This is a genomic window from Kitasatospora sp. NPDC028055 (genome assembly GCF_040637885.1).
Classification (GTDB): domain Bacteria; phylum Actinomycetota; class Actinomycetes; order Streptomycetales; family Streptomycetaceae; genus Kitasatospora.
In genome coordinates this window covers 61,064-82,745 of sequence record NZ_JBEZXE010000036.1, presented here as the reverse complement: position 1 = coordinate 82,745, position 21,682 = coordinate 61,064, and the positions used below count along the sequence as shown (strand labels likewise).

Here is a 21,682-nt window from a genome sequence, read left to right as displayed (position 1 = left end):
CCCGTTGCCCGCCGAGTCGCACCGGAATCGAATTCCACCGACCGCCGGCTCAAAGATCGCCTCCGACCCGTAGGGCGAAGTCGTGCACCCCACGACCTCGCTCCGCCCTCGCACGCCCAAAAGCAGGAATTGATGCCCGTTCAACCGATAGCGGAACTCATACGCTTCGCCCGCCACAACTCACCCTTCTACGCCGAGCTGTACGCCGGTCTGCCCGACTCGGCCACGCTGCTGACCGACCTCCCGGTCGTCCCGCAGGCCGAGTTCTGGCAGGCCAACACGCCCCGCGACAACCGGCTGCTGACCGGGCCGCTGGAGGAGGCGGTCGTCTTCAAGAGCGGTGGCACCACCGGTTCGCCGAAGTTCTCGTTCTACAGCCGGGAGGAGTGGCGGGAGTTCACCACCTCCTTCGGTGCCGGGCTGGTCGACGCCGGACTGCGACCGGGGCACCGGGTCGCCGACCTCTTCTACGCGGGTGACCTGTACGCCAGTTACACCTTCATCCTCGACTCGCTGCACCGCTCGCCCGTCGGCAACGTCCGGCTGCCGATCGGCGGGGCGGCGCCCCTGGAGTCGACCGCGCAGACCCTGGAGCAGTTCCAGGTCGAGGTGGTGGCCGGCACCCCGACCACGCTGTGCGCACTGGCCGACCACCTCCTGACCTCCGGTCGCGAACTCCCCTCCGTGGAACTGCTGTTGTTCGGCGGCGAGGGCCTGTACCAGGACCAGCAGCCGCTGCTGCACAAGGTGTTCCCCAACGCCCGTGTCTCGTCGATCGGTTACGCCGCCGTCGATGCCGGACTGCTCGGCCGCCCGGTACCGGGGCCGGACACCCGGGTGCACCGGGCGTTCACCCCGGAGACGGTGGTGGAGATCCTCGACGACCACACCGGCGAGCCGATCGACACCGAGGGCGTACCCGGCCGGGTCGTGGTGACCGACCTACGGCGACGGCTGATGCCCGTACTGCGCTACCCCGTCGGGGACCGCGCGGAGTGGACCGACGTCGCCACCGGGCAGTTCCGCATCCTCGGCCGGGCCCAGGAGGGCGTACGGGTCGGGCCGGTGTCGCTGTACACCCAGGACGTGCTCGACCTCGTCCGGGCCGCCGACCCGGCCGGCCGGGTGATCGGCGTGCAGCTGGTGGTGCGCCGCTGGGACGGCCGGGACGGGTTGGTCCTGCGGCTGGCCTGCGACGGGGACCCCACCGGGCTCCCCGAACTGGCCGCCGCCGTCACGAGCGCCGTCCACACGGCGCGGCCGCTGTACCCGGAGGCGGTCGCCGCCGGGTTCGTCCACGCGCTGTCCGTCACGTGGGTGCGTCCGCACGAACTCGCCGTCAACCCGCGGACCGGCAAGCTGATCCGCGTCCTCGACGAACGGCCGCACTCATGACGGGGGGCCGGGCTTCCGGGGCCGCCGGGACGGTCGGGACGGTCGACGCTGCCGAGGCGGCTCAGGCTGTCGAGGCGGTCGAGGCGGTCGAGACGACTGACGAGGCCGACCTGGCCGACGCAGCCGCCCGCCGCCTGCCGCTCGTCCTGCGCAACCGGCGCTTCGCCGCCGTCTGGGGCGCGCAGGTCCTCACCCAGGCCGCCGGCCGGATGTTCCAGGTCGGCGCGGTGTGGTGGCTGATCGGCTACGCCGCGGGCTCGGACCGGGGCCTCGCCTCGGGCGCCTTCCTCGCCGTCAGCACCCTGCCCGCAGTGGTGCTGGCCCCGCTGGTGGCCGCGCTCATCGCCCGCCGCCCGCACCGCACGGTGCTGGCCGCCTCGGCGGCCGTCGCCGGTCTGGTCGCGCTCGGCACGGCCTGCTGGACGTACACCGCGACACCGCCGATGGCGGTCATGTACGGAGCCGCACTGCTGCTGGCGGGCTGCCAGGCGGTCTTCGACCCCTGCCTGACCACGTCCGTCCCCGAGCTGGTGGGGGACGCCGACATCGAGGCCGCGACCGGCTTCGAGCTCGCCACCCAGTCGCTGGCCGGCCTCGCCGGCGGGCTGTTGGGCCCGCTGGTGGTCGACGGCGCGGGCCTGCCCGGCATCGTCGCCGGGTGCGCCGGGGCCTACCTGCTGGCGGCCGCGCTGGTCGGCGCGACCCGCTTCCCCGCCGCCCCGCCCGCCACCGCGCCGGAAGCCCCGGGCGAGGACGGCCCGTCGCCCACCGCCCGGCGGCCGCTGCGCCGCATCCTGGCCGAACTCCCGTTCATCCGCCGGGTGCTCCTCTGCTTCACCGCCGCGAACGTGTTCACCACGGCGGTGTTCGTGGTCATGCCGCTGTACACCCGGACGGTGCTGCACGCCGACGGCTCGACCGTCGCCGCCCTGGAGGCGGCCCTCGGCGTGGGCACCCTGGTGGGCTCCTTCACGGGCGGCCGGCTCCCGGGCTCGCCGACCGCGATCGGCGCCGGCTGCCTGGGCCTGATGGCCGCCGCGCTCGGTCTGCCCGGCCTGGCCGTGGGGCAGGCGCCGGCCGTCGGGGCGATGGCGGTCGCCGGCTGGTGCGTCGGCGTGATCGGCGTACGGTTCGTGGCGCTGTTCCAGCGGCTGGTGCCGGCCGAGGACCGGCCCGGTTTCTTCGCCGTCATGCAGGCGCTGCTCGGGGCGACCTTCCCGGTGTCCTCGCTGGCGTTCGGCCTGCTCGGCGACCACCTCCCGGCGCGGACCCTGTGCCTGGTCCAGGCCGTCGGCGTGCTGCCGGTCGCCGCCGCGCTGTGGTGGACCGGCCGACGCGAACCGGCCCCGGCCACCGCCACCGCGATCTCTCCGACCACCGCCGCGCAGCCGAACGGGGATCCGCGATGACCGTGACGATCGCCCCGGCGGTACCGCAGGACGTCGCCCAGTTGCGGCAGCTCTACTTCGACGTCTACGGCCACGGCTACCCGGTCGCCCTCGGCAGCGATCCCGCCGAGATGCGCCGTCTGATCGACGACCCGCACACCCACTGGCTGACCGCCCGCCCCGAGGGCGCCGGCCGCCTGGCGGGTTCGGTGGCGGTGCAGACCGACCCCGGCAGCCGGATCGGCAAGCTGGTGGGCCTGGCGGTCCACCCGGAGCAGCGCGGCGGGGGCCTCGCCGCCCGGCTGACCGCCTCCGTCTGCGCGGACGCCTTCGCCGCCGGCACGCTGGACTCGGTCTACGCGACCGTCCGCGTGGTCACCCCCGGCCCCCAGCAGGTCTTCGCCCGCAACGGCTTCCAGGCCCTCGGCCTGATGCCCAACGCCGTCGAGGTGGCCGGGTGCGAGAGCCTCGCCCTGTTCGCCCGGCACGCCGACGGCGTCCTGGCCCGCCGGGAGAGCGTCGGCGCGGTGCCGCAGGCCCTGGTCCCGCTGCTGGAGGCGGCCCGGCAGAGCACCGGCGTCGACTACGGCCGCCCCCGCCCGACGGACGCCCCCGCCCCGGCCCTCGGGCGGGCCGCGCCCGTCACGGCGCCGATGGAGCTGATCACCGCACCCGGCTTCGTCCGCCGCCGCTTCCTCGAACTCTTCCCCGATCCGGGGGAGCGGTTCTTCCCGCTGCACGTCCCGAACGCCGTACTCACCCCGCCGGACGGCGCGTTCGAGGCGTACGCCGACCTGGACCGGGCCGCGGCGAGCTGCTCGCTGATCGCTGTGCACCCGTCCCCGGCGGCCGTCACCGGGGCGCTGGAGCCGCTGATGGCCGCCGTCACCCGGGCCGGCGCCGACTACGTCGAGACGCTGCTGCCGCTGGCCGACACCGCCGGGCTCGACGCCTTCCTGGCCGCCGGGTTCATCCCGAGCGCCGTCTACCCGGCGATGCGCCGGATCGGCGACCGGTTCCACGACTACGTGGTGCTCTCCCGCACCAGCCGTCAGATCGACTTCCGGGCGGCGGCCGTCAGCAGTCCGCTCCAGCCGTACCTGCTGGCCTACCTGACCGCCTGGACGTCGACCTACCTACCCATTCCCGAGGTCTCACGATGACTGACCACCTGGCCGACCACCTCACCGACCACCTCACCGGCCACTTGGCCGACCACACGGCCGACCAACCCGTGAACGCCCATCTCGCGCCGGTCGCGGTGCCCGACCCGGCCGCGCTCCCGCACGTCCAGCGGCTCTGCGACCTGGCCGCCCCGTACGCAGCCGGGCCGGAGACCGACGCCCTGTTCGCCGCCGCCATGGCCGAGTCCCACGCGTGGCACGCCGAGCGCTCGCCGTTCCTCCGCTCGCTGCTGGACGGCCCGGCGGAGACCCCGGCACCGACCGTCGGCGAGGGGATCCGCACGCCCCTGGTGCACGCCAACTTCTTCAAGCGGCACGAGGTGCTCTCCATCCCCCGGGAGGAGGTGTTCCTCCACCTCACCTCCTCCGGCACCACCGGCCAGAAGTCGCAGATGTTCTTCGACACCTGGACGATCCGCTCCGCGCAGCGCATGGTGGCCCGCATCTTCGACCACTACGGCTGGATCACCCCCGACCAGCCGGTCAACTACCTGCTGTACAGCTACGAGCCGGCCCCGCAGCTGAAACTCGGCACCTCGTTCACCGACAACTACCTCTGCGACTTCGCCCCGGCGAACCACACCACGCACGCGCTGCGGCACACCGGCAGCGGCCACGAGTTCGACGTCCACGGCTGCATCGAGGCCCTGCAACGCTACGCCGAGGAGGGCCTGCCGGTACGGATCCTGGGCTTCCCCTCCTTCCTGCACTTCACCCTGGAGCGCATGCGCGCCCTCGGCCTCCCGCCGCTGCGACTCCCGGCCGACTCCCTGGTCCTGCTCGGCGGCGGCTGGAAGGGGCACACCGACCGGCAGATCGGCAAGGAGCAGTTCTACGCCGGGGTCACGGAGCAGCTGGGCATTCCCTCGGACCGCATCCGCGACACCTTCGGCTCGGTCGAGCACTGCGTGCCGTACATCGAGTGCGGTCACCACCGGCTGCACGTCCCGGTCTGGTCGCGGGCGGCGGTGCGCGACACCCGCACCCTGGAGCCGCTGCCGTACGGCGAACGCGGCTTCCTCCACCTCGTCTCCCCGTACATCACCTCGGTGCCGGCGCAGAGCGTCGTCATGGGCGACCTCGCCTCGCTGCACCCCGGGCAGGAGTGCCCCTGCCCGCTGCCCACCCCGTGGTTCACCATCCACGGCCGCGCCGGGGTCAGCCGGAACCGCAACTGCGCGGCGGCCGCCGCCGAACTCCTGAAGGGGATGTCGTGACCACCGAACCCATGACCACCGAACCCGCGAGCACCGAACCCGCGAGCACCGAGCCCGTGACCACCGAACCCCCGAGCACCGAACTCGTCGGCACCGGGCCCCACTTCTGGCAGGGCTCGTTCATCGACGACGACGAGGCCGCCCGCCGGCTCGCCGAGCTCCCGGCGCTCGCCGCCCGCGTCCTCGCCGAACCTCTGCCCACCGAACTGGTGTTGAGCGCCTGCCAACGCCTCGCCGACGCCCTCGCCACGGCGGGCAGCCCGGTCCGCACCCGCCTCCTCTCCGAACTCACCACCGGCGGTGTCGAGGCGGACGAAGCGGCCGCGACGCTCGCCGAGATCGCCGGCGCGATCGCCCGCCCTGCCCTGGAACTCAAGCTCCGTCGCGAACTCGGCGGACTGCGCCCCGAGCGGCTCACCCGGCCCGACGCACGGGAGACCACCTTCGAGGCGTGGGCACCGGTCGGGCTGCTGGTCCACATCGCCCCCGGCAACGCCGCCGCCGTGGCCCCGCTGAGCGTGATCGAGGGCCTGCTCACCGGCAACCTCAACGTGCTCAAGACCAGCAGCAACGACACGCTGCTCCCCCAGCACCTGCTCGCCGAGCTGGCCGCCGCCGACCCGACCGGCGCCCTGGCCCGCCGGATCGTCGGGCTGCGCTTCCCCTCCGCCCGCGCCGAGTGGCTGCGCCTGCTGTGCGAGCCCGCCGACGCGGTGGCGGTGTGGGGCGGCGAGGACGCCGTCCGCTCGGTCGCCGAACTGGTCCCGCCCGGCTGCCGCCTGGTCGAGTGGGGCCATCGGATCTCCTTCGCCTACCTGACCCGTGACGCCTGGTCGGACGGGCCGACCCTGGACGCGCTCGCCGCCGACGTCTGCCGCTTCGAACAGCAGGCCTGCTCCAGCCCCCAGGTGATCTACCTCGACACCGAGGGCACCTCCGACGGTGACGCAGCCGACGACGCCGCCAACGCCACCGAGGTCTTCGCCTTCGCCGAGCGCTTCGCCGCCCACCTCGCCGAGGCCTCCGCCCGGCTGCCCCGCCCCGAACTCGAACCGGCCGAGCACGCCGAGGTCACCACCACCGAGCTGATCGCCCGGCTGGAGGAACACCTCGGCCTCACCAGGGTCGTGGCCGCCGAGGACGGCTCCTGGCGCGTCCTCGCCGACACCCGCCCCGCCCTGGCCGCCTCGCCGCTCCACCGCAGCGTCTGGGTCAAGCCGCTGCCCCGCGGCTCCGTGATGACCGTGCTGCGCCCGATGCGCCGCTACCTGCAGACCGCCGCGATCGGCGGCAGCCGGGCCGACGTCGCCCGGCTGTCGCAGGCGGTGCTCGCCGCCGGCGTCCTGCGGGTCACCCCGGTCGGCGGGATGCTCGACAGCTACCACGGCGAGCCCCACGACGGCGTGTACGCGCTCCAGCGCTACAGCCGCCGGGTCAGCGTCCGCGCCGACGGGGCCTTCGCCACCACCGCCTGCCTGGACGACCTGGCGGCCCCCGCCTTCGTCCCGGCCGCGCCGGACGGCCCGCTGCTGGACAAGGCCGGGGTCCAGGAGCAGCTGCGCACCCTCGCGCTCGAGCACGCCCACCTCCACTTCCGCAGCGGCGGCAGCTCCGGCGCCCCGGCCCTGTCGGTGTTCACCAACGCCGACTACGACACCCAGATGCGGGCCTGCGCCGACGGCCTGCTCGCCGCCGGGTTCGACCCGGCCCGGGACCGCGCCGCCAACCTGTTCTACTGCGGCGGCATGTACGGCAGCTTCATCAGCTTCTTCTCGATCCTGGAGCGCCTCAACGCCACCCAGCTCCCGATCGCCGCCGGCCCCGACCACGCCGCCACCGCCGAGGCCCTGGTGACGCACCGGGCGGACACCGTGTTCGGCATGCCCTCGTACCTCTGGCAGCTGTTCCACGACCAGGGCGCCGCGCTGCGCGCGTACGGCGGGATCCGCAAGGTCTTCTACGGCGGCGAGCACTTCACGGCGGAACAACGCCGGGTGCTCACCGAGGAGTTCGGCGTGGAGGTGATCCGCTCGGCGGCGTACGGCAGCACCGACCTGGGGCCGCTCGGTTACCAGTGCACCCACTCCGAGGGCTCGGTCCACCACGTCCTGACCGACCTCCACACCCTGGAGATCCTGGCCCCGGAGGCCGACCGCCCGGCACCCGCCGGGCAGCCGGGCCGCCTGGTCTTCACCAGCCGCACCCGGGCCGGGCAGCGCCTGGAGCGGTACCAGATCGGCGACCTCGGCCGCGCCGTCGAGGGCGTCTGCCCCTGCGGCAGCCACACCCCCCGCATCGAACTCCTCGGCCGCTACGGGGACGTCGTCCGGGTCGGCACGTACTTCCTCAACGTCCGGCGCCTGATCGCGGTGGCGCAGGAGGAGTTCGGCTACCAGGGCGAACTCCAACTGCTGCTGGACCCGGGCGCGGCCCGCGAGCACGCCACCGTCCGCCTCGACGAGCGCTACGCCCCGCCCGCGGCCACCGCCCGCGCCGCGTTCCTGACCGCCGTCCCGGAACTGGGCTCGGCCGTCGCCGAGGGCCTGCTCGACGTCACGGTCGAGACCGTCGGCTCCGCCGCCTTCGAACGGACACCCACCAGCGGCAAGCTCCGGACGGTGGTCGACCGGCGGCAGCCCACACCGTGACACCGCCCTGCGCCGGGCTTGCGCCGCCCCCGGGCGGGTTCAGGCCCGGCGCAGGTCCAGCATGGCGAACACCTTGTCGTACCGACGCTCCCCGACGGCGACGTAGTCCGGCAGCCGTCCGTACTCGGTGAAGCCGAGCGAGTGGTACAGGTGCAGCGCGTCGGCGTTGTCGCCGCGGGCGTCCAGGGTGAGCACCTCGATGCCCGCGGCCCTCGCGTCCGCGATCAGCGCCGTGGTCAGCGCCCGCCCGATGCCCCGCCCCTGGGCGGCGGCGGACACCGCGAGCTTCTCCAGCTCCGCGTGCGGACGGTGGGTCGGCCGCTGGTGGCGCAGCCAGTAACCGAACCCGACCGGCCGCCCGCCCAGGTACGCCACCCGCAGCGCCCCGTCCCCGGCCCGCGACCTCGCCACCACCTCCTCGACCAGCGCCGCCACCTCCTCCCCCGACGGCGGCTCCACCCACCCCAGCGCAGCGCCCCCCGCCACCAACTCCGCCAGGATCCGGTGCGCCGCCCCCGCGAACTCCCCACCCACCGCTGCCGCATCGACGATCACAAGCTCTCCGGCACTCGCGGCAACACTCACGTTCTGACCCATGCCCGGCAGCCTAACCAAGCCCGACCGAGCGCCCCTGGTCGCGCGTCGTAATCGGCGTTGATGTGGTCCGTATCCAGGGCGACGGCCACTGCTTCGTCCACTAATCGTTGCAACATGTCATCACACGATGACAACCAAGAAAGTCGCCGAACAAGCGACAAGTGTGGGCCCTGGGGGGAAGAAGATCTTCATGGCCGATTCCAGGAAACCTCGCTCTGCGGTTGTGCCGATACCGTCTTTGGAGGTATACGGACTGGTGGGGGCTGCCCTGTGGCCGGCCCGCACCTCGGAGGAGCCTGCGCAGTGCATCGCCTCGGCGGAGGAGGTGTCGAGAGTGATCACGGAATTGGCCCTGGAACGCGTGGAGTTCACCTGCGGCCACTGCTGGCACCAGTGGAGCATCGACTACGACGTCCAGCACTACCGCGATGACGAGGGCCGGGACTGGGAGTACTTCTCCCGGGACGGCATGCCGGTGGACTCGCCGTACACCCCTGCCGGGGCGCCGCCGTGCCCTGAGTGCGGACGCCACTGGGTGGGGCGCGTCGCCGCGCGCCGGCTGATCCCGGTGCCGCCGGGAGCGCTCGAAACGCCACGTCAGCAGATCACCGACGCCGCGGGTCACCGGCCGGAGCGGCACGGCGCACCCGTGCTCGGCGCACGGGCCCACGCGCAGCCGGAGCAGCTCGGCCCCCCCGGACCAACGGCCTGACGGCGGTGGCGACCCCGCAGGGGCTCGCGACGCCCGCGCGGAGGAGGCGTGAGGTGACGGCGCGGCTGACGGTGGCCGAGCTGCACACGGCGACGAACCGGTCAGAGCTGGCGGCACAAGAGGGTTCCGGGCCTGACCCGGGCGGTTCAGCCGTGCTCCCGGTCCCAGGGTGCATCACTACTTGAAGGGAGGCCGACCTTCCTTCGCGGTCACGGTTCCACCTCCCACAGCCGGCGCAGCATCCAGGCCAGAAGGTCTCGGGGGGTCGGGTCTCCGGGGTCGCTCCGGGCGAGCGGGGATTCGGACGGTGCGAACCGCACCGGCCCGACCCGGACCGCCGGGCCGGACGGCCGACCCGGTCGGCTCCCGCCTCGCGGGAACGGGGCGGCGGCCGCTGTTGCGCTGCCGGCCGCCGGGACGACGCGCACTTCCACCCGCCTGCTCCCGGCCGCACGACCTGCACGGTTGCCGCCGTGCTCGGCGTCATAGGCGGCGCGCCGCTCGGGATCATGCAGGACCTGGTAGGCGGCGACCACCTCGCGCAGCCGCTCGGCCGATCCGGGCCGGTCGGCGCCGGCATCGGGGTGCAGCAGGCGTACCAGGCCGCGGTAGGCCGAGGTGACCTGCCGCGCGGACGCCGAGGGCTCGACGCCGAGGACCGCGTAGTGATCAAGCACCGCGTAGTGATCCCGCTGGGGTCGCCCGCTGGTCATCGCAACCGCCCTCCTCCCGTGTGCCGGTGAGTCCGCGCCCCACCTGGGAGTGCGGACCCGATCCGCGGGGCAAATCCCTCCTCATTGACCTGGATAAAATCTTGGCGGGCGCTTGTCAAGGCGCTGCCCGAGAGGGGCTTGTTCGCTGGTGGGCGACCGCCTCCGCAGCGGACGGGGTTCGCCCGTTCGGCTGCGGATCGCGTGGTGTTCACCGCAGATGGACGGATCGTGGAGGGGTACCCGCCCGACCACGAGGGATGAGCACCATGAAGCTTCGCAAGGTGACCGTCGGGGCCTCCGCAGCGCTCGTGCTGTCCCTGACGGCCGCCGGCTGCAGCTCCGGCGGCGGCACGAGCGGTAAGAAGATCACCGTCGGTATCAAGTTCGACCAGCCGGGCATCGGCCTCAAGACCCCGGACGGCAAGTACACGGGCTTCGACGTCGACGTGGCCACCTATGTCGCCAAGCAGCTCGGCCACCAACCCGGCGACATCGTGTGGAAGGAAGCCAAGAGCGCCGACCGCGAGGCGCTGCTCCAGCGCGGCGACGTCGACTTCATCGCGGCGTCGTACTCGATCACCCCGGCGCGCTCGGAGAAGGTCGACTTCGCCGGCCCCTACCTGCTGGCGCACCAGGACGTACTGATCCGGGCGGACGACGACTCCATCAAGAAGCCGGAGGACCTGAACAGCAAGAAGCTCTGCTCGGTCACCGGCTCCACCTCGGCGCAGAACGTGAAGACGAGGATCGCGCCGAACGCCCAGCTGCAGGAGTACGGCGGCTACTCGGAGTGCCTGACCGGTCTGGAGAACAAGGTCATCGACGCCCTCACCACCGATGACTCGATCCTCGCCGGCTACGCCGCGCAGGCCGACTTCAAGGGCAAGTTCAAGCTCGGCGGCTTCAAGATGAGCAACGAGAACTACGGCATCGGCGTCAAGAACGGCAGCGATCTCAAGGCGAAGATCAACACCGCCCTGGAGAAGATGGTCCAGGACGGCTCCTGGGACGCGTTCGTCAAGAAGAACTTCGGTCCGGCCGACTACCACAACGAGCCCGCGCCGAAGATCGGCGTCATCGTCAGCTGAGGCCGCCACCCTCGGCGCGCCGCCCTCGAAGCGGCGCGCCTCGCCCTTCCCGCACCCAGCAGGCCGGGAGTCACAGAACGTGTTCGACTTTCTCAACCGCTATGACCTGTTGGGGGCCTTCTGGGTGACGGTGCAGCTCACCTTCTACTCCGCCATCGGGGCCCTGGTCTGGGGAACCGTGCTCGCGGCCATGCGGGTGAGCCCGGTGCCGCTGATGCGTGGCTTCGGCACCGCCTACGTCAACACGGTCCGGAACATTCCCCTCACCGTGATCATCGTCTTCACCTCACTCGGCCTGTTCCAGACGCTCGGCGTCACGCTCGGCGCCGGCAGCTTCAAGACGATCGACTTCCGGCTCGCCGTACTCGGCCTGATCACCTACACCTCGGCGTTCGTCTGCGAGGCCCTGCGCTCGGGCATCAACACGGTGCCGATCGGTCAGACCGAGGCGGCGCGCGCCCTCGGCCTGACCTTCCCCCAGGTTCTGACGCTCATCGTCCTTCCGCAGGCCTTCCGTTCCGTGGTGGGCCCCCTGGCGAACGTCCTGATCGCCCTGACCAAGAACACGACGGTGGCCGCCGCCATCGGCGTCGCCGAGGCCGCGGCGCTGATGCGGGAGATGATCGAGAACGAAGCCCAACTCCTGCTCATCTCCGCCATCTTCGCGTTCGGGTTCATCTGCCTCACCCTCCCGACCGGGCTGATCCTCGGCTGGGTGAGCAAGAAGGTGTCGGTCCGGCGATGAGTCCGTCGTCCGTCCTGTACGACGCGCCGGGGCCGCGTGCCAGACGCCGCAATGCGATGTCGACGGCGCTGTTCCTGGTCGCCCTGGCCGCGCTGGCCTGGTGGGTGGTCCAGAGCCTCGCCGACAAGAACCAGCTCGAGTGGGTCAAGTGGAGGCCCTTCTTCACGGACTCCCGCGCCTGGGGCACGTACCTTCTGCCGGGGCTCCAGAACACCGTCATCGCCGCATCGCTCGCCATGGTCGTCGCACTGCCGCTCGGAGCCCTGTTCGGTATCGCCCGGCTCTCCGACCACCGGTGGGTGCGGGGTGCGGCCGGGACCGTCGTGGAGTTCTTCCGCGCCATCCCGGTGCTGATCCTGATGCTCTTCGCGAACGCGGCGTACGCCCAGTACACCAACGTCGGCTCGGACAGCCGACCGCTGTACGCCGTGGTCACCGGTCTCGTCCTCTACAACGCCTCGGTGCTCGCGGAGATCGTCCGGGCCGGAATCCTGGCCCTCCCCCAGGGCCAGAGCGACGCGGCCGTGGCGCTCGGCATGCGCAAGGGCCAGGTCATGCGCCACGTGCTGCTGCCGCAGGCGGTCACGGCGATGCTGCCGGCGATCGTCAGTCAGCTGGTCGTCATCGTGAAGGACACCGCGCTGGGCGGCGCACTGCTCGGCTTCTCCGAGCTGCTGGCGTCGGTCCGCCCGCTGAGCGCGAACTACGGCGCGAACACCATCGCCGCCTTCACCGTCGTCGCGGTGGTCTTCGTCGTCGTGAACCTCACGCTCACGACCTTCGCCGGCTGGCTGGAGGGCAGGCTCCGACACGGCAAGAGGTCCACCGGCGCGGTGGTCGGCGCGCACGCGGTCGAGGATCTGGCGACGCCGGGCGAGCACCTGGGCCCCGACGAACTCGGCGGAGCGGGCGGCGCCTCCGGCAGATGAGTACGCGCGGATCCGAAGCCGAGGCCGTAGGCGCCGGCACACCGGCGGTTCCGCCGTCCACCCGTTCAGCGGTGGACCGGGGTGGTCGCGTGGTGTCGGTGGCGCACCCGGGGCCACCGGGGTGGTAATCCCTGGATCCCCTGACAATGCGGCGGAGGTACGAGCATGGCGGAGATCGTGACCGAGGCGGGCCGACTGGTGGTGCGCCTGACGGCGTGGGAGCGGATCGAGGCGATGCACAGCGACATCGCCGCGCCGCTGGCCGCCATCCGCTCGGTGTCGGTGGAGGATCAGCCGCTGACGGCGGCACACGGCCTGCGCGCGCCGGGAACCAGCGTTCCGGGCGTCGTCAAGGCCGGGACCTGGCGAAGTTCGACCGAGGGACGGCAGTTCGTCCTGGCGAGTCGGGGCCGACGGGCCGTACGCATCGAACTGGCCGAAGACGGCGGCGACTTCGACGTGCTCCTGGTGGCCGTCCCGGACCCGGAGGCCGTGGTCGCGCAGGTCCGGGCGGCTGCGGGCCTCTGAGGACGCGGCTGTCCGCTGTCAACCGCTGGATCTCTGTCCCAGGAGTGAACCCATGTACAGGAGTGAACCCGTGTCTCCGTCCGCGCCCTCGAACCGTCCGACCGTCCGACTGGCCTCGGCGATCGCTCTGCTCACCGCGCTGGGCCTGACCACTGCCTGCGGCTCCGGCACCAAGCCCGAGCCCACACCGGCCGGCGGCCGGGCCGCCGCCAGCTCCGCCGTCAGCGCCGCCGCCCAGGTCGAGGCGACCCCGGCGGCCGCCTCGACCTCCCCGTCCGCACCCGGGTCGCCCACGGCCCCGGGCGACCAACAGGTGTCCTTCGTCGTCAACGGCACCACCACCTACGGCACCCTGCACATCCCGCCGAACGCGACCGGTGCGAAGATGCCGGCCGCGCTGTTGCTGCCCGGCAGTGGGCCCACGGACCGCAACGGCAACCAGCCCCCGCAGTTGATGCCCGACACCCTCGCCGACATCGCCCAGCAGATGGGCGACGACGGCATCATGACCCTGCGATACGACAAGTACGGCACCGGCCAGACCGGCCTCGGCACCTACGCGGGCAACCCGGGCGGCCTCGACCTGAACTCCTTCGTCCAACAGGCCACCGCCGCCTACCAGTTCCTCGCCGGTCAGCCCGGCGCCGACCCACAGCGGCTGCTCATCGCCGGCCACAGCGAGGGCGCGATGATCGCCCTGGAGGTCCAGCAGGCCGCGAAACCGGCCGTGGCCGGGCTGGCGCTGCTGGAACCCCAGGACGAGCGACTGCTCGACCTCGTCACTCTTCAGGTGGATCAGCAGGTGGACGCCGCCGTCTCGGCCGGGCAGCTCGGCTCCGCCGAGGCCACCACTGTCAAGACCGCCGTGACCAACGGGGTGTCGAGCATCCGGGCCGGCAACCCCGCCGACACCACGGGCATGCCCGGGCCGATCGCGACGGTGTTCCAGAGCCTCAACGCCAATCTCGCCTTCGCTCGGACCGACGATGCCGTGTACCCGCCGGACCTGGCGGCCAAGCTGCCCTCCAGCATCAAGGTGATGGTGACCTGCGGCACCGCCGACACCCAGATTCCGTGCTCGACCACCGGCCCGCTGGTCAGCGCCCTCAAGGCGGCCGGCACCGGCGGGCCCGGCCTGGTCACCCTCCCCGACGTCACCCACCTCCTCCAGCCGGCCGGGTCGCCCCCCACCACCAACACCCTCGCCCCGGCGGCCCAGCAGGCCATCCACACCTTCGACCAGCTCTGGCAGTGAGACCGGACCGACACCTCTGGCGTGCCAGGGGCTTCAACCGTTTCGTCCTCCGCGGTCGTCCTCTCGTGCGCTCCCGCCTCCGCCCGGGTGCCCGCCGCCGGGCACCCGGGTCGGCCGAACGAGAAGCGTCAGCAGGACGCCGGTGGCGAGGGCCAGCGCGAGCAGCAGCCAGGAGCAGCCGGAGAGCGCGGAAGTGAAGTCGCCCGGCGTGCGCCCGGCCGAGGAGTCCTGCGGGTCCGCGCCCAGCAGGACGACGAACACCGCTCCGACCACGGCGACCCCGAGCGAGCTCGCCAGCTGGTTCACCGTCAGCACGATCCCGGAGCCGGCACCGGCCTGTCCGGGGCGGACGGTGGCCAGGACCGCGCCGAGCAGCGGAGCCGAGACGAGCCCCTGGCCGACGCCGCCGACCAGCAGGGACGGCGCCATCGCCAGCGCCTCGACGGGGCCGGACCGGGTCGGACCGGGCAGCAGCGTCAGCACCAGCAGCAGGTACCCGGCCGCCATCACCCCGGCACCGACGGGCAGCACCACCGGCCCGTACCGGCGCACCATTCGGCGGCCGGACAACGAGGCGACGGCGAACCCGGCCCCGAGCGGCAGGAAGGCGACCCCGGAGGCGAACGGGGACAGCCGCAGGCCGTCCTGAAAGACGTAGGCGAGCAGCAGGAACAGCCCGTAGTTCCCCGCGTAGAACGCCAGCGCCGCGCCCAGACCGATCCGGAAGCCCCGGTCGCGGAACAGCGCGGGCGGCATCAGTGCCACCCGACCGGCCGACTCCCGGCGCCGTTCGACCCGCCACAGGGCGGCCAGCGACAGGGCCGAGCCGGCGAAGGCCGGCCACACCCACACCGGCCAGCCGTCGTCGGAGCCCTGGATGAGCGGGTAGACGAGCAGCGCCATCGCGGCGCCGGTGAGGAGCAGCCCGGGCAGGTCGAACCGCCGGCGAACCGGCCGGGTGGCCGGGACGAGGGCCGGGACACAGGCCGCGGCGAGCAGGCCGACCGGCACGTTGACCAGGAACACGGACCGCCAGCCGAGCGCGAACAGGTCCGCCCGGATGAGCGCACCGCCGACGAGTTGCCCGGCCACCGCCCCCAGGCCCAGCGTGGCCGCGTACAGCGCCAGCGCCCGTCCCCGCTCGCCGACCGGCACGATCACCTGGATCAGGGACAGCACCTGCGGCAGCATCAGCGAGGCCGCGAGCCCCTGGCCGATCCGCAGCCCGATCAGCACACCGACGCTCGGCGCCGCCGCGCAGCCGGCGGACAGTGCGGTGAACGCGAGCAGGCCGGCGAGGAGGAGCGGCTTCTGGCCGTACGAGTCGCCCAGCCGCCCGCCGGTGGCCAGGGTGGCGGCGTAGGCGAGGACGTATCCGCTGATCACCAGTTGGATGTCGGCGAAGTCGGCGCCCAGATCCCGCTGGATGGACGGCGCGGCGACGTTCACGATCAGGACGTCCAGGATCCCCATGAAGGACGCCGAGAGCAGTACCGCGAGCGTCAGGTGCCGCCGACGACCGCTGCCGCTCGGTGCACCGGCCGCCGGGGCGTCGGAAACCTGGGGCATGGGCACCATCGTCGAGGGCACGCAGGTCGTCGGCCACTCGGCACCCGGCGGGCGGAGGACCGGATGTACCAGCACCGGGAGGCCCGGAACGGGCGCCCCGCCCAGGATGGGCCCGTGAGCAGTGCGCGGGCGGCGAGGCGCTGGTGGGTGCTGACGGCCATGAGCGGAGCGCTCGCGACGACGGGCCGGCGCTGACCGCGTTGCTCTTCGGCGAGCCGTGGCGGCGGACGGCCGCTCATCGGACGGCCGCTCATCGGGCGGCCGCCTCGGGTTGCCGGGCCGCCGCGCGCAGCCACCGCTGGTACACCGGGCTGCGCTCGGCCGCGACCCGGTGGGCCGCGCGGACGTGCTCGACCAGTGCCGTCTCCAGGGCGGCCAGCGGACCCGCCTGGTGCCAGGCGATCAGGTGCCGGTACCAGAGCGGGTCGCCCGTGATGGGCCGCACGGCGATGCCGGGCAGTTCCTCGTAGGTGGCCTGGCACAGGCTCACCGCGCTGCCACTGCGGACCAACTCCATCAGCAGCCGCCCCTCCGCCTCGTGCACGGTGCGCATCCGGTGGCCGGTCGCGTGGAAGGTGGTGGACCAGTACTCGCGGACCCGGTCGTCGTCCGGCCGGGGCGACACCCAGTCCTCGTCGGCGAGTTCATCCAGTCCGACCTCCGGCCGGGCGGCGAGGCGGTGGCCCGCCGGCAGGGCGACGAAGACGGGCTCGGTGACCACCGGCCGCAGGACGACGCCGGGCCGCGCGGCCAGCTCGTAGCCGGGGCAGTCGCCGACCACGACGGCTTCGAGGCGGCCGGCCGAGACGTCCTCGATCAGGGGGACGGACGAGCCCTGGGCGCGGGAGACGATCCGGGCCTCGGGGAGGTGGGCGCGCAGGGCGTCGATCAGCCCGCCGATCAGCGGGGCGTTGACCGAGCCGAGCCGCAGGCGCGGGACCGGGCTGCTGGAACGGGCGGCCAGGGCGGAGGCGCTCAGCAGTTCGTCGACGGTGGGCAGGACGGCGCGGGCGCGGGTGAGCACGGCCTCGCCGAAGGCGGTCGGCACGGCGCCGGTGCGCCCACGGTCGAACAACGGCCCGCCCAACATCGCCTCGATCCGGCGCAGTTGGGCGCTGAGCCCGGGCTGGCTGAGCCGTAGTGAGGCGGCGGCGCGGGTGAGGCTGCCGGTTTCGGCGATCGTGCAGATCATCCGGAGATGCCGTATCTCGAGCTCCATAACCGGATGTTATGAACAGCTGGGAGCTCCCGGAAGGGACCGCGGAGGCCCAATCTTGTCCCACATGTGAAATGTCATATCACACCAGAGGGGGACGAATGAGGCCACGAAGAGCCGCATGCGCCCTGGCGGCGGCCCTCGGGCTGCTGTCCGCGGCGGCCTGCACCGGATCGACCGGGGCCGGATCGACCGGGGCTCCCGGGAACGCCGTCCCCGTGAAGGGCGGCACCCTGCACGTCCTGTCCACCATCGATCTGGAACACCTGGACCCGGCCCGCGCGTACGTCACCTCCACCCAGGACGTAGGCCGACTGATCTACCGGACGCTCACCACCTTCGCCCCGGCGCCCGGCCAGGCCGGCGGAAAGATCGTGCCGGACCTCGCCACCGACACCGGCCGTCCCACCGACGGCGCCCGGACCTGGACCTTCACCCTCCGGGACGGCGCGCGCTTCGAGGACGGCCGGACCGTCACCAGCAAGGACGTCAAGTACGGCGTCGAGCGCACCTTCGCCGCCGAACTACCCGAGGGCCCGCCGTACGCCCGGCTCTGGCTGACGGGCGGCGACACGTACAAGGGCCCGTACCAGGACAAGGCCGGCCTCGCCTCGATCGAGACCCCGGACGAGCGGACCGTCGTCTTCCACCTCAACCGGCCGGTCGCCGACTTCGGCTCGGCCGTGTCGCTGCCGATGTTCGCGCCCGTGCCGCAGGACAAGGACACCGGCGTGGGCTACGACAACCGCCCGTTCTCGTCCGGCCCCTACCGGATCGACGTGTTCGAGCCCAAGAAGCAGCTCACCCTGGTGCGCAACCCCTCGTGGGACCCGGCCACCGACACCGTCCGCAAGGGCCTGCCCGACAAGGTCGTGATCGACCTCAACCTCGACCCGGCCGTGGTCGACCAGCGGCTGATCTCCGGCCAGGGCGAGGACGCGAACGCCGTGGCGATGGAGCCCATCGGCCCGGCCTCGGTGGGACGGGCGCTGGGCGACCCCCGGCTGAAGCAACGCCTGGTCACCGGCGACTCCATCAACACCCGCTTTCTCGGCATCAACACCAGGCACAAGCCGCTGGACGACGTCCGGGTGCGCCAGGCGATCGCGTACGCACTCGACAAGGACGCGCTGCGCACCACCCGTGGCGGCCCGATCGCGGGCGACCTCGCCACCACCCTGCTGCCGCCCACCCTGCCCGGGGCGGCCCCCGAGGACCCGTACCCGAGCCAGGACGGCAAGGGCGACCCGGCCAAGGCCAAAGCCCTGCTCGCCGAGGCCGGACACGCGTCCGGCCTGGAACTCACCCTCGACACCCCGGCCACCGCCGGCGGCAAGGCGCAGGGCGAGGCCGTGCAGGCCTCACTCGCCCGGGCCGGCATCGCCGTGCGGATCAACGAGATCAGCTCCTCGGCGTTCTACAGCACCATCGGCAGCCCCGCCCGCGAGCACGACCTGCTGATCGACGGCTGGACACCGGACTGGCCGGGCGCCTCCACCTACCTGCCGATCCTGTTCGACGGCAGGCTGATCACCGCCGAGGGCAACAACAACCGCTCCCAGTACGACTCCCCCGAGGTCGACGCCCGGCTCGACGAGATCGCCGCCGCCGGCGACCCGACCACCGCGCAGGCGGCGTACGGCGAGCTCGCCAAGCGGATCATGCGGGACGCACCCGTCGTCCCGTTCCTCTGGGACCGGGCCGCCGTCCTGGTCGGGCCGAACGTGGCCGGCGCGTACGGGCACACCGCCTTCGTCGGCCGACTCGACCTCGTCTCGCTGGGACTGCGCAGGTGAGCGCCCGCGCCGCCGCGACCACGGACACGGGTTCCCGCACGGCCGGGACCGCGCAGGTGACCGTCCTGCGCAGGCTCCTGTCCCAGCGCGGGACAGCGCTCGCACTGGCCGCGGTCGCCCTGCTCGTCCTGGTCGCGCTGGCCGCCCCGCTGATCACCTGGCTGACCGGCGGTTCCCCGACCGCCTTCCACGGCGAAGCCGTCGACCCGGCGCTCGGCGGACTGCCCCGCGGTACGGCCGGCGGCGTCAGCGCCGAGCACTGGCTGGGCGTCGAGCCGGTCAACGGCCGGGACGTGCTCGCCCGGGTCGTGTACGGCGCGCGCGTCTCACTGCTGATCGCCGTACTGGCCACCGCCGTCTCCACGCTCCTCGGCACCGCGCTCGGCCTGCTCGCCGGATTCCTCGGCGGCTGGGCCGACACCCTGATCGGCCGGCTGATGGACCTGCTGATGTCCTTCCCCAGCCTGATCTTCATGATCGCCCTGATCTCGGCAGCGCCCGGGGCGGACCGTCGGCTCTTGCTGATCATGGTCCTCGGCCTCTTCGGCTGGCCGTACATCGGACGGATCGTCCGCGGGCAGGCGATGGTGCTCGCCCGCGGCGAGTTCGTGGCGGCGGCTCGGGTGCTCGGCGCGTCCCGACGGACACTGCTGCTGCGTGAGGTGCTGCCCAACCTGACCGGGCCGGTGCTGGTGGTGGCGACGATGTCGATCCCGGCCTGCATCGCCACCGAGGCCGGGCTGTCCTTCCTCGGCGTGGGCGTGCAACCGCCCACGCCCTCCTGGGGGCAGATGATCGCGTCCGCCGTGCCCTGGTACGCCTCCGACCCCGCCTACTTCCTCATCCCCGGCGTCCTCCTGTTCGTCACGGTGCTCGCCTTCAACGTGCTCGGCGACGCCGTGCGCGACGCGCTCGACCCCCGGAGCAAGCCTCGATGATCCGCTATCTGCTGCGAAGACTGGCCGTCACCGCGGCCATCCTGGTGGTGATCTGCGCCGCCACCTTCGCCATCTTCTACCTGATGCCCGCCGACCCGGCTCAGGGCGCCTGCGGCAAGGCCTGCAGTCCCGAACGGCTCGCCACGATCCGCGCCACCCTCGGGCTGGACCGCTCCCCGTTCGGACAGTTCGGGGACTACCTCGGCGGCATCCTCTCCGGACGCACCTACGGCAGCGGGGCGACGGCCGTCCAGTGCCCCTTCCCCTGCCTGGGTTTCAGCTTCCAGACGAACCAGCCGGTCTGGGAGATGCTCACCGGCAGGCTGCCCGTCAGCATCTCCATCGCCGTCGGTGCGGCGGCACTGTGGCTGTTCGTCGGCGTGACGGCGGGCGTGGTGTCGGCACTGCGGCGCGGCAGTCTGTGGGACCGCGCCGCCATGACGGCCGCCCTCGGCGGGGTCTCGCTGCCGATCTACTTCACCGCTCTGGTGCTCCAGTACCTCCTGGTGGTCCAGCTGAACGTGCTGCCCTACCCGACCGCCGTCCGCCTCACCGAGGACCCGGTCGGCTGGGCGCAGTCGATGGTCATGCCCTGGATCACCCTGGCCATGCTCTACGCCGGGGTGTACGCCCGGGTCACCCGCAGCGAGATGCTGGAGAGCCTCGGCCGCAACTACGTCCGCACGGCGCGCGCCAAGGGACTGTCCGAGGTCACCGTGGTCCGCAGACACGCGCTGCGACCCGCACTGATGCCGATCGTGACCATCTTCGGCATGGACCTCGGCGCGCTGCTGGGCGGCGCGCTGATCACCGAGTCGGTCTTCGGCCTGCCCGGCGTCGGCAAGCTGGCCGCCGACGCGATCGCGAGCGCGGACCAGCCGGTGATCCTCGGCGTGACGCTGTTCGCCGCCTCCTTCGTCGTGCTCGCCAACCTGGCGGTGGACCTCGGTTACGCCGCACTGGACCCGAGGGTGAGGGCCGTCGGATGACCTTGCTGACCGTACGGGACCTCACGGTCGACTTCGCGTCAGGCGTCCGGGCGGTGGCCGGGCTCGACCTCGACCTCGCGGCCGGACAGGTCCTGGGCGTGGTCGGGGAGTCCGGCAGCGGCAAGTCCGTCACCAGCCTCGCCGTCCTCGGGCTGCTGCCCCGCGATGCCCGCGTCGGCGGCGAAGTCCGCTTCGACGGACGCGAGTTGACCCGCCTCGACCAGCGCGCCCTGCGCCGCCTGCGCGGCAACCGGATCGCCATGGTCTTCCAGGACCCGCTCTCCTGCCTCAACCCGTACTACCCGGTGGCCTTCCAGATCGCCGAGGCCTACCGCGCTCACCACCGGGCCGGCCGGAAGGCGGCCCACCGGGTCGCCGTCCGGATGCTGGAACGGGTCGGCATCCCCGAGGCCGAACGACGCGCCCGCTCCTACCCGCACGAGTTCTCCGGCGGGATGCGGCAGCGCGTGATGATCGCCATGGCGCTGTGCCTGGAGCCGGACCTGCTCATCGCGGACGAGCCGACCACCGCACTCGACGTCACCGTCCAGGCCCAGATCCTCGACCTGCTGCGCGAGCTGCGGCGGGAGACCGGTACCGCGATCATGCTGATCACCCACGACATGGGCGTGGTGGCAGGGCTCGCCGACCAGGTCGTCGTGATGCGCGACGGCCGCGCGGTCGAGCGCGGCGCCGTCCACGACGTCTTCCACCGCCCGCGGCAGCCGTACACCCGCGGCCTGCTCGCCTGCGTCCCCCGCATCGACGGGCCGCT

General features: G+C 72.8%; 18 protein-coding genes and 1 pseudogene. 15 read left to right on the top strand and 4 right to left on the bottom strand.

The window, feature by feature from the left end:
• Positions 1-132: 132 nt before the first annotated feature.
• From AB0F71_RS28975 to AB0F71_RS28955, 5 genes are all read left to right on the top strand, one after another.
• The gene (locus AB0F71_RS28975) at positions 133-1,395 is read left to right on the top strand and encodes a phenylacetate--CoA ligase family protein (RefSeq protein ID WP_360240111.1); all 1,263 of its coding nucleotides are present in this window, start codon (positions 133-135) and stop codon (positions 1,393-1,395) included.
• Positions 1,392-2,804, top strand: a complete 1,413-nt coding sequence (locus AB0F71_RS28970) for an MFS transporter (RefSeq protein WP_360240108.1) — start codon at positions 1,392-1,394, stop codon at positions 2,802-2,804. The genes AB0F71_RS28975 and AB0F71_RS28970 overlap by 4 nt, the downstream gene beginning before the upstream one ends.
• Complete coding sequence (locus AB0F71_RS28965; protein ID WP_360240105.1) at positions 2,801-3,946, top strand: GNAT family N-acetyltransferase; 1,146 nt, start codon at positions 2,801-2,803, stop codon at positions 3,944-3,946. The genes AB0F71_RS28970 and AB0F71_RS28965 overlap by 4 nt, the downstream gene beginning before the upstream one ends.
• 71 nt (positions 3,947-4,017) lie before the next feature.
• The gene (locus AB0F71_RS28960) at positions 4,018-5,184 is read left to right on the top strand and encodes an acyl-protein synthase (protein ID WP_360240150.1); all 1,167 of its coding nucleotides are present in this window, start codon (positions 4,018-4,020) and stop codon (positions 5,182-5,184) included.
• Positions 5,181-7,832 carry an acyl-CoA reductase gene (locus AB0F71_RS28955; protein WP_360240102.1) on the top strand — a complete coding sequence of 884 codons (2,652 nt, stop codon included), beginning with the start codon at positions 5,181-5,183 and terminating at the stop codon, positions 7,830-7,832. The genes AB0F71_RS28960 and AB0F71_RS28955 overlap by 4 nt, the downstream gene beginning before the upstream one ends.
• Positions 7,833-7,871: 39 nt before the next feature.
• Here AB0F71_RS28955 and AB0F71_RS28950 read toward each other — a convergent pair whose 3' ends face one another.
• Positions 7,872-8,429, bottom strand: a complete 558-nt coding sequence (locus AB0F71_RS28950) for a GNAT family N-acetyltransferase (protein WP_360240099.1) — start codon at positions 8,427-8,429, stop codon at positions 7,872-7,874.
• 334 nt (positions 8,430-8,763) lie between these two features.
• Between AB0F71_RS28950 and AB0F71_RS28945 the strand changes: the two genes are divergently transcribed.
• Positions 8,764-9,141 (top strand): hypothetical protein, encoded by a 378-nt coding sequence (locus AB0F71_RS28945; protein ID WP_360240096.1) that lies wholly within the window; start codon positions 8,764-8,766, stop codon positions 9,139-9,141.
• Between the two features lie 209 nt (positions 9,142-9,350).
• On the opposite strand, the gene AB0F71_RS28940 is transcribed toward AB0F71_RS28945, so the two are convergent.
• Positions 9,351-9,854: a J domain-containing protein gene (locus AB0F71_RS28940; protein WP_360240093.1), complete on the bottom strand. Its 504-nt coding sequence runs from the start codon at positions 9,852-9,854 to the stop codon at positions 9,351-9,353.
• A 266-nt stretch (positions 9,855-10,120) separates the two neighbouring features.
• On the opposite strand from AB0F71_RS28940, the gene AB0F71_RS28935 reads away from it, so the two are divergent.
• The 5 genes from AB0F71_RS28935 (at position 10,121) to AB0F71_RS28915 (ending at position 14,399) form a co-directional block, all read left to right on the top strand.
• Positions 10,121-10,942, top strand: a complete 822-nt coding sequence (locus AB0F71_RS28935; RefSeq protein WP_360240090.1) for a glutamate ABC transporter substrate-binding protein — start codon at positions 10,121-10,123, stop codon at positions 10,940-10,942.
• Positions 10,943-11,021: 79 nt separating this feature from the next.
• A complete protein-coding gene (locus AB0F71_RS28930) occupies positions 11,022-11,687 on the top strand; it encodes an amino acid ABC transporter permease (protein WP_360240087.1) in 666 nt (221 codons plus the stop codon).
• Complete coding sequence (locus tag AB0F71_RS28925; RefSeq protein WP_360240083.1) at positions 11,684-12,616, top strand: amino acid ABC transporter permease; 933 nt, start codon at positions 11,684-11,686, stop codon at positions 12,614-12,616. The genes AB0F71_RS28930 and AB0F71_RS28925 overlap by 4 nt, the downstream gene beginning before the upstream one ends.
• 165 nt (positions 12,617-12,781) lie before the next feature.
• Positions 12,782-13,144, top strand: a complete 363-nt coding sequence (locus AB0F71_RS28920; protein ID WP_360240080.1) for a hypothetical protein — start codon at positions 12,782-12,784, stop codon at positions 13,142-13,144.
• A gap of 70 nt (positions 13,145-13,214) precedes the next feature.
• Positions 13,215-14,399: an alpha/beta hydrolase gene (locus AB0F71_RS28915; RefSeq protein WP_360240077.1), complete on the top strand. Its 1,185-nt coding sequence runs from the start codon at positions 13,215-13,217 to the stop codon at positions 14,397-14,399.
• A 33-nt stretch (positions 14,400-14,432) separates the two neighbouring features.
• Here AB0F71_RS28915 and AB0F71_RS28910 read toward each other — a convergent pair whose 3' ends face one another.
• Together AB0F71_RS28910 and AB0F71_RS28905 are read right to left on the bottom strand one after the other, a co-directional pair.
• On the bottom strand, positions 14,433-15,968 hold the full coding sequence (locus AB0F71_RS28910) for an MFS transporter (RefSeq protein WP_360240074.1): 1,536 nt from the start codon (positions 15,966-15,968) through the stop codon (positions 14,433-14,435).
• Positions 15,969-16,218: 250 nt separating this feature from the next.
• Positions 16,219-17,187 carry a LysR family transcriptional regulator gene (locus AB0F71_RS28905; RefSeq protein ID WP_360240071.1) on the bottom strand — a complete coding sequence of 323 codons (969 nt, stop codon included), beginning with the start codon at positions 17,185-17,187 and terminating at the stop codon, positions 16,219-16,221.
• A gap of 98 nt (positions 17,188-17,285) precedes the next feature.
• Here AB0F71_RS28905 and AB0F71_RS28900 point away from each other — a divergent pair, with 98 nt between their 5' ends.
• From AB0F71_RS28900 to AB0F71_RS28885, 4 genes and pseudogenes are all read left to right on the top strand, one after another.
• Positions 17,286-18,980, top strand: a complete 1,695-nt coding sequence (locus AB0F71_RS28900; RefSeq protein WP_360240068.1) for an ABC transporter substrate-binding protein — start codon at positions 17,286-17,288, stop codon at positions 18,978-18,980.
• Complete coding sequence (locus AB0F71_RS28895) at positions 18,977-19,918, top strand: ABC transporter permease (RefSeq protein ID WP_360240065.1); 942 nt, start codon at positions 18,977-18,979, stop codon at positions 19,916-19,918. Before AB0F71_RS28900 ends, AB0F71_RS28895 begins: the two co-directional genes overlap by 4 nt.
• Positions 19,915-20,907, top strand: a complete 993-nt coding sequence (locus AB0F71_RS28890; RefSeq protein ID WP_360240062.1) for an ABC transporter permease — start codon at positions 19,915-19,917, stop codon at positions 20,905-20,907. The genes AB0F71_RS28895 and AB0F71_RS28890 overlap by 4 nt, the downstream gene beginning before the upstream one ends.
• Positions 20,904-21,674, top strand: a pseudogene (locus AB0F71_RS28885) (ABC transporter ATP-binding protein); the annotation flags it as partial. The gene AB0F71_RS28890 and the pseudogene AB0F71_RS28885, both read left to right, overlap by 4 nt.
• Between the last annotated feature and the right edge of the window lie 8 nt (positions 21,675-21,682).

Bases quoted from the DNA above. Each gene is read 5' to 3' on its own strand.
- AB0F71_RS28975 (WP_360240111.1), top strand. From the start codon at position 133: ATGCCCGTTCAACCGATAGCGGAACTCATACGCTTCGCCCGCCACAAC.
- AB0F71_RS28970 (WP_360240108.1), top strand. From the start codon at position 1,392: ATGACGGGGGGCCGGGCTTCCGGGGCCGCCGGGACGGTCGGGACGGTC.
- AB0F71_RS28965 (WP_360240105.1), top strand. From the start codon at position 2,801: ATGACCGTGACGATCGCCCCGGCGGTACCGCAGGACGTCGCCCAGTTG.
- AB0F71_RS28950 (WP_360240099.1), bottom strand. From the start codon at position 8,429: ATGGGTCAGAACGTGAGTGTTGCCGCGAGTGCCGGAGAGCTTGTGATC.
- AB0F71_RS28940 (WP_360240093.1), bottom strand. From the start codon at position 9,854: ATGACCAGCGGGCGACCCCAGCGGGATCACTACGCGGTGCTTGATCAC.
- AB0F71_RS28935 (WP_360240090.1), top strand. From the start codon at position 10,121: ATGAAGCTTCGCAAGGTGACCGTCGGGGCCTCCGCAGCGCTCGTGCTG.
- AB0F71_RS28925 (WP_360240083.1), top strand. From the start codon at position 11,684: ATGAGTCCGTCGTCCGTCCTGTACGACGCGCCGGGGCCGCGTGCCAGA.
- AB0F71_RS28920 (WP_360240080.1), top strand. From the start codon at position 12,782: ATGGCGGAGATCGTGACCGAGGCGGGCCGACTGGTGGTGCGCCTGACG.
- AB0F71_RS28910 (WP_360240074.1), bottom strand. From the start codon at position 15,968: ATGCCCCAGGTTTCCGACGCCCCGGCGGCCGGTGCACCGAGCGGCAGC.
- AB0F71_RS28905 (WP_360240071.1), bottom strand. From the start codon at position 17,187: ATGGAGCTCGAGATACGGCATCTCCGGATGATCTGCACGATCGCCGAA.
- AB0F71_RS28900 (WP_360240068.1), top strand. From the start codon at position 17,286: ATGAGGCCACGAAGAGCCGCATGCGCCCTGGCGGCGGCCCTCGGGCTG.
- AB0F71_RS28890 (WP_360240062.1), top strand. From the start codon at position 19,915: ATGATCCGCTATCTGCTGCGAAGACTGGCCGTCACCGCGGCCATCCTG.